Consider the following 9,750-nt stretch of genomic DNA (forward strand, 5'->3'; position numbering starts at 1 on the left):
ACGCTACCGGCCGGGCACGCGTCACGCCCCCGGCCCGTGGCCCGCTCCGGGCCCACCGAACCGGGCGAGGTCCTCGGCGTCCGGCTCCTCCAGCAGGAATCCCGCCCCGCCCTCCAGCATCCCGGCGATCTCGGCCGAGCGCGGGAGCATCGTCTTCTCGTAGGTGCGTACGGCGTCGTCGACGGTGGCGGAGCCGGCGAGGGCGAGCGCGAGTTCCGCGCCGTCGAGCATGGCGAGGTTGACGCCGACGCCGAGCGGGGGCATCAGGTGGGCGGCGTCTCCCAGGAGCGTCACGCCGGGCGTGTGCCGCCAGGTGTGCGGTACCGGCAGGGCGAAGAGCGGGCGGTCGACGTAGGGGCCGTCGTTCTCGGTGATCAGGCGGAGTATCCGCGGTGACCAGCCCGCGTACTCGGTGAGGAGCCGTGCGCGGATGCCGTCGGTGTCCTGCGGACGCAGCCCGCTCGCCGCCATCCAGTCCAGGGCGACCCTGCGCATGAGGTAGACGCGCATGTGTCCACCGCTGTTGCGCTGCGCGAAGAGACCTCGCTCGCCGTCGGCCACGTGCGCGCTGCCCTGGCCGACCAGCTCAGCCAGCTCCGGGTGCGCGGACTCCATGTCGTCGAACCACGCTTCGAGGAAGCCGACGCCGGTGTAGCGCGGTACGGCGTCGGACAACGCAGCGCGGACGCGCGAGAAGGCGCCGTCCGCTCCGATCACGAGGTCCGTCTCCACGGTGCTGCCGTCGGCGAACGTCAGGGTCCGCGGCCCGCCGGCCGGCCCTCCCACCGATTCCAGGGCGTGCCCCCACCGCACCGTCCCGGCATCGAGCGAGCGCAGCAGGAGGTCCCGGAGCTGGCCCCGGTCGATCTCCGGGCGGGCCGTCTCGCCCTCCTCCGGCAGCCGGTGGCCGAGGAGGCGCCCCCCGCTGTCGAAGCGGCGCTCCTCCTGGCTCTCGAACCTGGCGAGCGCGAAGAACTCCTTCAGCAGACCCGCTTCGCGGAGCGCGAGCTGGCCGTCCTCCTCGTGCAGGTCGAGCGATCCTCCCTGGTCCCGGGAGGCGGCGTCCGGGTCGCGGTCGTACACCGTCGCCGCGATGCCGTGCTGCCGCAGGACACGGGCGCAGGTGAGCCCGCCCGGGCCCGCACCGATGATGCTGATCCGCGCACCCGAGGGCGTCGGAGCGTTCATGGTGGCTTCCTTCTGTTGGTGGGTCCCCCGTGGAAACCACCAAAGCAGAAACGAGTGAGAAAGTGCAACTGTTTCAGTTTCTGAATCGCTCAGATTTCTGCTTGAGGCCGCTTTCTGTCTCGTTCCAGTCGTGCGCTAGAGTGGCGCCATGCCCGACTCCCCGACCCCAGGCCGTCGCGAGCGCAAGAAGGCCGCGACCAGGCAGGCCATCGCCGACGCCGCCCTCGAGCTCTTCCTGGAGCACGGGTTCGACCGGGTCAGCGTCCGCGACGTCGCCGAGCGGGCCGACGTCTCGACGACGACTCTCTTCGCCCACTTCCCGAGCAAGGAGGCGCTGGTCTTCGACCGCGAGCAGGACGTCGACGCCGCGCTGGCCGCCGCCGTCCGCGAGCGACCCGCCGGCCAGAGCGTGGTCGAGGCCCTCCGCGCGCACGCCCTGGATTCCTGGGTGCCGATCGCGACCGATCCGCGCCGGGCGGGCTTCACCGCTCTGGTCAGCGACACGCCCGCGCTCCGCGAGTACGGGGAGCGCATGTGGATGCGACACGCCGACACACTGAGCGCCGTGATCGCGGAGGAACTCGGCCGGGAGCCGGATGACCCGGCGTGCGCGGCGCTGGCCCGGTTCGTCCTGGAGGTCCCCGCCCTGACCACGGGACGGCGCGATCCCCGTGCGACCGTGGAGACGGTGTTCGATCTGCTCCTGCACGGCTGGCGAGCGCAGGCGGGCCCGACGGACGGGCCCGCGTCCGCTCAGACGGCCGACGGGTAGTCGGGCAGTTCCAGGGACGAGTGGACCGCGCGCCCCTCCTGCGCGCTCGCGGTGACCATCGCCCTCGCCGCCGCCTCCGGGTCGCGCAGCAGGGCGTTGCGGGCCTCGATCTCCTGCCGCGTCGTGGGGGTCACCGCCGAGCCGCCGCTGGTGGCGAGCGCCTGGTTGCGCTCCGCGAAGGGACGCATCCGGCGCTCGTAGGCGGCGAAGGCGTCGGCGTGGTCCGCGTGCGTGGCCAGTTCGCCGGCCAGGACGTACGCACCGACGAGCGCGACGCTCGATCCCTGGCCGGAGATGAACGACGTGGCGTGCGCGGCGTCGCCCGCGAGGACGACACGCCCGTGGGACCACGTACGCATGTGGATCTGGCTCACGATGTCGAAGAACAGGTCGTCGGCCTCCCGCATGGCCTCGACCAGGTGCGGCAGGTGCCAGACCCGCTCGGGGAAGCATGCCGCCACCAGGTCGCGCTGGGCCCGGGGGTCACGGAAGGCATCGAAGGGCGGGGTGTCGCGGGTGAAGGTGAGGAAGCCGTGCACCCGTTCGGAGGGCTCGTGGGCGTAGAGGACGGCGCTGCGGCCCGGCTCGTTCCAGATCACGGCCTCGTGGGCGAGCCCGAACTCGTTCGGCAGGGTGAAGCCCGCGAAGACGTGCCCGAGGTAGCGGTGGAACGGCTCCTCAGGGCCGAAGACCAGCCTGCGCGTGTTCGAGTGCAGCCCGTCCGCGCCGACCACCAGGTCGAAGGTGCGGCGCGCGCCGCTGTCGAAGACGACGTGCACGGCGTCCCCGGTGTCGTCGAGTGTCGCGATCGAGTCGTCGAAGAGGAACTCGACCCGGCCCCGCAGCGGGGTGTAGAGAGCGTCGGCCAGATCACCGCGCCGGACTTCGAGATCCACCCCGGCCTCTCCCCCGGTCAGCTGCTCGGGCTGCAGCGAGCCGACCCTCTCCCCCGCGGCGTCCACGAAGGTGATCCGCTGGCTGTCGACGTGCGCCTTGGTCAGCGCCGGCAGCAGGCCCATGCGGTCCACGGCCTCGCGTGCCGTGCCGCGCACGTCGATCGCGTAGCCGCCCCCGCGGACGGCGGCGGCCTTCTCGACGACGGTCACCTCGAAGCCGTACCGGTCGAGCCAGTGCGCGAGCGCGGGGCCCGCGATACTTGCTCCGGAGATCAGTACGCGGCGAGCGGGACGGGACGTGTGGGTCATGACTTCTCACCCTTCCACCGGGGCGGACCCCGGGAAGACGGAGGCACGTGTCGCATCGACGGCAAACATACGTACCTTAGGTATCTTTATGGAGGCCATACGGCACCCTCCCAGGCACCGGCCGCTCCCTACGATATAGATACCTAAGTCAGGTATGCAAATGGAGACCTCATGACCCACGAACCCCCCGGACCCGCCGAGCCGGACGACCCGCACTCCGGGCTGCTCGACGTGCTGCCGCGGCTCACCCAGCTCAGCGCGGCCTTCACCAAGGGCCGGCTCACGGAGCGCGCCGCCGAGGCGGCCGGGCTCGCCCTCGACCGTCCCGCCATGGGCGTGCTGGTGACCCTCCGTACGGCCGACCAGCCGCTGCGGATCGGCGAGATCGCCGACCGGATGCAGGTCGTGGGCCCGCACGTCACCCGCCAGGTCCAGGCACTGGAGAAACGCGGTCTGGTACGCCGGGTCGCCGACCCCCACGACCGCCGCGCGAGCCTCATCGAACCGACCGGGGCTGGCACCGAGGCCGCCAACCGGTATGTGACATCGCTGCTCGGCTGGTTCGCCGAGGCGCTCGCCGACTGGCCGCGGCAGGACCGTGAGGACCTCACCCGCCTCCTCACCCGTCTCGCCGACGACGTGACGGCGCGTCTGGCCCGGTTCGACGCGCAGGAGTGAGCGCTCGGCTCGCGCGGCGCACGGCCCGGCGGACCATCGCGTCCGCCTGCTCCGGGTGTTGCTCCAGCAGGTGCCGAGCCCGGCGATCGCCCGGCCTGGTCCCCTACCCGGCGCTGCCGGAGCGGGTGGCCCGCCACAGGTCGCGCAGGAGGGCGATCTCGGCCATGTGGTGGATGAACTCGAGGCCGGCCCCGGCCACGACGCCGATGTAGGGGTCGTCCGGGTCGGAGCCGTACGGGTACTGGGAGAAGCCGACGGTGTCGAGCTGCTCGTCGGTGACGCCCCCGACGTCCTCTCGCCAGCGGTCGATCACCGCCCAGAACCGTTCGAGTTCCAGGGCGGCGGAGGGGGTGAAGTCGACCAGCAGCCGCGGATCCCGGCGCCGTTCGCCGAAGGTCCACTCCCACTGACCCGCGAAGCAGGAGTGCAGGTGCGCGAGCCGCCAGGCGATGGTGGTGATCGGCGTCGCGTCGGGCTCCGGCGTGCCGGTGTGGGCGAGGACCTGCTCGACGCGCTCGACGCTCACGCTCCAGTCGTCGGCGATCTTGGTGACCGTCATGCCGCTCGCGGCCTGCCGGGCCACCTCCGCGTACTCGTTCGCCGGGATGTCGGGGGCACCCTTGTCGAGCACCCACTCACCGGGCCCGTACGCCCTGGGCGTCACCGCCTCGCCCCGGCGCCGGATCGACCAGCAGCCGGCCGCGGGCTCCCACAGGTACTCCTCGTCACTCAACCCCGCCAGTCGCACCTGGGCCATCTCCCTGGCCTTGTCGAACTGGTCGAGCAGCACGCCCAACCGGTCCGTCCGCGCGCCCTCGATCTCCATGCCCGGCCCCTTTCACGGTCCACGGTGCGCCCGCGCCACGCGGCGTTCCGGCGGAGGCCGAGGCTAACGACTCGCGGCCCGCGGGCGCGACCGAATTCCTTCCGCACGGCGGGACGGCGACCACCGCGGCGCGGTACCGCCGTTGTCGCATCCCTTGATGCGGCCCGCAGCGCGTGCGTAGGATCGTGAGGACGGGGATTGAATCGTTTCAACCCAGCGATCCCCACCGCCCCCACTCCGCTCCACCTCACTCCCCGTCAATCCGTACGTCCAGGCAGCCGACGCGAGTCACACGCGCGGTTCGTTCCCGCTGCGTCGGCACGACGAGCAAAGGCGGACACACATGACCGACGAATCGGCCGAGGGCACAGCCGGGGGATGGAACCGCAGAGTCTTCCTCCGCGGCACCGTGGCGACCGCGGGCGCCGCCGGCGTCACCGCGCTGACCACCGGCGGCGCGGCCGCGGTGGGCGGAGCCGGCACGGCGGGCCGCCGGCCGGAGACTGGGCCCGGACTCCGCGTCGTGCGCACCAGCGTCGAGTACGCCGAGAACCTGCTCGGCACGGACGTCGAACTCCCCCGGCTGTCCTGGGAGCTGGCCGCTCCCGGTCACGGCGCCCGGCAGACCGCCTATCACGTCCGGGTCACCAGGGACTCCGTCGGCCGGGGCCCGCGCACCCACACGGTGTGGGACTCGGGAAGGGTCGCATCCGACCGCAGCGTCGGCGTCCCCTACGGCGGTCCGATGCTGCGGCCCCGTACCCGCTACCACTGGCAGGTCCGGGTCTGGGACGCCGCCGGACGACGCTCCCCCTGGAGCGAGACCCGCTGGTGGGAGACCTCGCTCCCGGCCGACGGCTGGCGGGCGAGCTGGATCGGCGCCGAGGAGCCGCCGGCGCCGCCGTCCCTGGAGGGCGCCTCCTGGATCTGGTCCCCCGGCGCGACGTCCTCGGACGCACCGGAGGGCGAACGCCGGTTCCGCGCCACGCTCGCCCTGCCCGCGGGCTCCGTGGTGAAGCGGGCCGTCGTGGCCGCCACGGCGGACGACGACTTCACCCTCTACGTCCACGGGCAGCAGGTGCTCCACGCACCGCGGCAGACCGACGGCTGGCGCACCGGCCGCACCGCGGACGTCACGGAGCAGGCCCGCTCGGCCGACGGCGAGATCCTCGTCGCCGCCCTCGCCACCAACCGCGCCGGGGCCAGTGTCAACCCGGGCGGTCTCCTCGCCCGTCTCCTCGTCGAGACCGAGGACGGACGCACCCACGAACTGCGCACCGGCGACGGCTGGCGCACCTCGGACACGCCGCGGGAGGGCTGGGAGCGCCCGGGGTTCGACGACGGAGGCTGGGAACCGGCCGCCGTCCTGGCCCCCTACGGCCAGGGACCCTGGGGCGCGAACGTCTCCGTCACCGCCCCCGAGGCACCCGCCCCTCTGCTGCGCCGCTCCTTCACCGTCCGCGGCCGTGTCACGCGCGCCCGCCTGCACATCAGCGGGCTCGCCTACTACGAGGCGGAGATCAACGGAAGGCGCGTCGGCGACCAGGTCCTCGACCCCGGCTTCACCGACTACGACGAGACGGTGCTGTACGCCGTCCACGACGTGACGGAGTTGCTGAGGCGCGGTGAGAACGCCATCGGGGTCGCCCTCGGGCGCGGCTTCTACGGCATGACCACGCCCAACGTGTGGAACTGGCACCGCGCCCCCTGGCACGGCGAGCCCCGGCTGCTCGCACAGTTGGAGATCGACCACCCGGACGGGACCCGCACCACCGTCGCCACGGACACCGAGTGGCGCATCACCGAGGGACCGACCCTGTCCAACTCCCTGTACGCCGGGGAGACCTACGACGCGCGGCGGGCGCCCGACGGCTGGTCCGGGCCCGGCTTCGACGACTCCGGGTGGCGGCCGGCCGGTGTGCGCGAGGCGCCCGGCGGCAGGCTGCGGGCGCAGCCGCACGACCCGATCGGGATCGTCGACACGGTCCGCCCGAAGGCGATCGAGGAGCTGCGCGACGGCGTGTACGTCGTGGACATGGGCCGCACCATGGCCGGCTGGACCCGGCTGACCGTGCGCGGGGCCGCCGAGGGCACGGTGGTCCGGCTCGTCCACGGCGAGAAGCTCAAGGACGACGGCAGTGTGCACGCGGAGACCGGGCACGTGCCGGGCCGCTTCCAGACCGACGAATACGTGTGCGCCGGCCGGGACGAGGAGGTGTGGGAGCCGAGCTTTACGTACAAGGGCTTCCGGTACGTCGAGGTCCACGGCCTGCCCGCACGTCCGGCGCCCGGGGACGTGCTGGGCCGGCTGGTGCACTCCCGGGTGGAGGAGGTCAGCTCGTTCACCTGCTCGGAGCCGTTCTACGAGTGGCTGGACGGAGCCATGCGCCGCACCGTCCTGAACAACCTGCACGGCATCCCCACCGACACGCCGATGTACGAGAAGAACGGCTGGACCGGCGACGCGCAGCTCGGCACGCCGGTCATGACGTACGCGTTCGGGATGCAGCGCTTCCTGTCGAAGTGGCTCGGCGACCTCGCCGACAGCCAGACCGGCGACGGACAGCTCCCGGTGATCGTGCCCAGCGGCGGCTGGGGCTACGGCGACCTCGGACCCTCGCCCGAGTGGACGACCGTGTACCCCTTCGTGGTCCGCGAGTTGTACCGGGTGTACGGCGACGAGCGGGCGGCCCGGGAGCACTGGACGACCCTGACCCGCTACCTGGACTGGGAACTCGGCCGGCTGCGGGACGGCCTGGCCGTCACCGCGCTCGGCGACTACCTGGCACCCGGCTACGGCGGCAACCCGCCCGAGGACACCCGGCTGACCGCCACGGCCTATCTGTACCGGGCGCTGCTCCACACGGCGGAACTGGGCGAGGCACTCCCCGGCCTGCCCGGCGACAACGATGTCCCCCGCCGCTACCGTGCCGCCGCCGAGGGACTGCGGACCGCGTTCAACGAGGCGTTCCTCGGTCCGGACGGGCACTACCGCACGGCCAAGGACCCGGACTACCGGCAGACGTCCAACGCGATACCGCTGGCGTTCGGACTGGTGCCGCCGGGAGCCAGGGCCACGGTCCTGGAGAGCCTGGTCGCCGACATCGGCAAGCGCGGGAACCACCTCAACACGGGAGCCCTGGGCACGAGTGTGCTGCTGCGGGTCCTGTGCGCGCACGGCCGCCCGGACGTCGCCCATTCCGTGGCCACCCGGCGCACGTACCCGAGTTGGGGCTACTGGCACGACAACGGCGCCGACACCATGTGGGAGATGTGGCCGCTGGACTCGCGCTCGCGCGACCACTACTTCCAGGGCACCGTCGCCCAGTGGCTGTACGAGAACGTGGCCGGGCTCAGGCCGGGCGACGCGGGGTGGCGCACCTTCGCCGTACGACCCGACGCCCGTACGGGTGTGGACTGGGCGCGCACCTCGATCCGCACCGTGCGCGGGGAGGCGGCCGTGGCGTGGTCCGCCGTGGACGGGAGGCTGCGGCTCACGGTCCGGGTGCCCGTGGGCTCGCGGGCGGAGGTCCACGTGCCGGTGTCCGCGGGCGGGCGCGCGAGCGTGCCGGACGGTGCGGAGTTCCTGCGGTCGGTGCCCGGCTTCGACATCCTCCGGGTCGGCCACGGCAGTTGGGAGTTCACCGGCGACGCGTGACGCGGCCGGCCTCAGGCGTCCGCGGACCCGGCCAGGGAACGCGGGCGCAGGTCGGTCCAGTTGGCCTCGACGTACGCCAGGCAGGCGTCCCGGGTGTTCTCCTCGAAGACGGTCGTCCATCCCCCGGGCACCGCCGCGAAGGACGGCCAGAGCGAGTGCTGGCCCTCGTCGTTCACCAGGACGAGGAACCGGCCGTCGGGGTCGTCGAAGGGGTTGGTGCTCATGCGCGCTACCTCCCGTTTGAATTAGGTTAGGCTCGCCTAATGCGCGATGAGCTTAGCCTTCTGGATTTCCGCTCCACAAGGAGACGTTCATGAGCCGGACGGGGCCGGACGCCTTCGCCGCGTACGGGCTGCCCGGGAAGCCCGGCACCGACGCCTTCTGGGCCGCCGTGACGACGCCCTTGGCGGTCCCCGACGGCGACGGGTGGACGACCCTGTTCCTGCGGCGCGGGTCGCGGGCGGCCAGCCTGGTCTTCGAGAGCTGGTCGGCTCCGGTGCCCCTGCGGCGGTGGGGCGACACGGACTGCTGGTACGCCGAGGTGCGCATGCCGGCGCGGCTGCGGGTGACGTACCAGTTCCTGGTGGACGACGCGGCGTATGCCGACCCCCGCAACCCCGCGGGCGCGGGCGGCGAGCGGTCCGTCGCCGCCACCCCGGACGCCCCGGCCCAGCCGCACTGGCCCCTGCTCGACGCCGGCGACGTCCTGCCCCTGCCCCGCACCCGGCTGCGCTGGACCAGCGAGCGGCTCGGCGGGCGGCGCACCGTGCGGGTCCATCCGGTGGGCGGGGGCGGGCCGTTGGTCCTGCTGCTCGACGGCGACGACTGGCTGTACCTGCACCCGGCGACGGCCGCCTTCGACTCGGCCGTCGCGAGCGGTGAGATGCCACCGGTCACCCTGGTGTTCCTCCCGGCCAAGGACCGCGGGGCCGAGTTCGGGTGCCGGCCCGCGCTGTGGGAGGCGGTGCGGGACGAGTTGCTGCCGCTGGTGGCCGATAGCGGGGTGCCCGCCGATCCCGGCCGGACGGTGGTCGCGGGGCAGAGCCTGGGCGGTCTCAGCGCGCTGTACGCGGCGCTGGAGTTCCCGGACATGGTGTCGCGGGTCGCCTGTCAGTCGGCGTCGCTGTGGTGGACGCCCGAGGCCGCGGATCTGGCGGACCCCCTGAGCGGTCCGGTGGGCGGCACTCTCGCGGCGCGGCTGCGCGCGCGTCCCGACCTGTCCGGGCTGCGGATCGCCTTCGACGTGGGCGAACACGAGACGCGGATGCTTCCCCACTGCGCCCTGGTGGAGACCCTGACCGAACAGGCCGGTGCCACCGTACGGGTCTCCAGGTCGGCCTCCGGCCACGACCGGGCGGGCTGGCGGCACGCGCTGCTCCGGGACGTGGCCTGGGCGCTCGCGTAGGACCGGGGCGGATCGCGC

At 73.1% G+C, this 9,750-nt stretch carries 8 protein-coding genes; 4 read left to right on the plus strand and 4 right to left on the minus strand.

The features are described from left to right. Positions 1-21: 21 nt before the first annotated feature. Entirely contained in the window at positions 22-1,188 is a 1,167-nt protein-coding gene (locus tag ACZ6IM_RS15540; protein WP_469556956.1) for an FAD-dependent oxidoreductase, read from the minus strand. A 148-nt stretch (positions 1,189-1,336) separates the two neighbouring features. On the opposite strand from ACZ6IM_RS15540, the gene ACZ6IM_RS15545 reads away from it, so the two are divergent. Next, on the plus strand, positions 1,337-1,960 hold the full coding sequence (locus ACZ6IM_RS15545) for a TetR/AcrR family transcriptional regulator (RefSeq protein WP_469556958.1): 624 nt from the start codon (positions 1,337-1,339) through the stop codon (positions 1,958-1,960). On the opposite strand, the gene ACZ6IM_RS15550 is transcribed toward ACZ6IM_RS15545, so the two are convergent. Next, entirely contained in the window at positions 1,942-3,165 is a 1,224-nt protein-coding gene (locus ACZ6IM_RS15550; RefSeq protein WP_469556960.1) for an FAD-dependent monooxygenase, read from the minus strand. The genes ACZ6IM_RS15545 and ACZ6IM_RS15550 overlap by 19 nt on opposite strands. Positions 3,166-3,336: 171 nt before the next feature. On the opposite strand from ACZ6IM_RS15550, the gene ACZ6IM_RS15555 reads away from it, so the two are divergent. Then, positions 3,337-3,843 carry a MarR family winged helix-turn-helix transcriptional regulator gene (locus ACZ6IM_RS15555; RefSeq protein ID WP_052841347.1) on the plus strand — a complete coding sequence of 169 codons (507 nt, stop codon included), beginning with the start codon at positions 3,337-3,339 and terminating at the stop codon, positions 3,841-3,843. 103 nt (positions 3,844-3,946) lie between these two features. Here the strand turns inward: ACZ6IM_RS15555 and ACZ6IM_RS15560 are convergent, their stop codons facing one another. Beyond that, positions 3,947-4,669, minus strand: a complete 723-nt coding sequence (locus ACZ6IM_RS15560; protein ID WP_052841346.1) for a DinB family protein — start codon at positions 4,667-4,669, stop codon at positions 3,947-3,949. 343 nt (positions 4,670-5,012) lie between these two features. Between ACZ6IM_RS15560 and ACZ6IM_RS15565 the strand changes: the two genes are divergently transcribed. Then, complete coding sequence (locus tag ACZ6IM_RS15565) at positions 5,013-8,327, plus strand: family 78 glycoside hydrolase catalytic domain (RefSeq protein ID WP_469556963.1); 3,315 nt, start codon at positions 5,013-5,015, stop codon at positions 8,325-8,327. A gap of 11 nt (positions 8,328-8,338) precedes the next feature. On the opposite strand, the gene ACZ6IM_RS15570 is transcribed toward ACZ6IM_RS15565, so the two are convergent. Then, positions 8,339-8,551 (minus strand): MbtH family protein, encoded by a 213-nt coding sequence (locus ACZ6IM_RS15570; protein ID WP_052841344.1) that lies wholly within the window; start codon positions 8,549-8,551, stop codon positions 8,339-8,341. Positions 8,552-8,640: 89 nt separating this feature from the next. On the opposite strand from ACZ6IM_RS15570, the gene ACZ6IM_RS15575 reads away from it, so the two are divergent. Continuing rightward, entirely contained in the window at positions 8,641-9,732 is a 1,092-nt protein-coding gene (locus ACZ6IM_RS15575; protein ID WP_469556965.1) for an alpha/beta hydrolase-fold protein, read from the plus strand. Positions 9,733-9,750 lie beyond the last annotated feature (18 nt).

Source organism: Streptomyces sp. NPDC042336 (assembly GCF_055581985.1).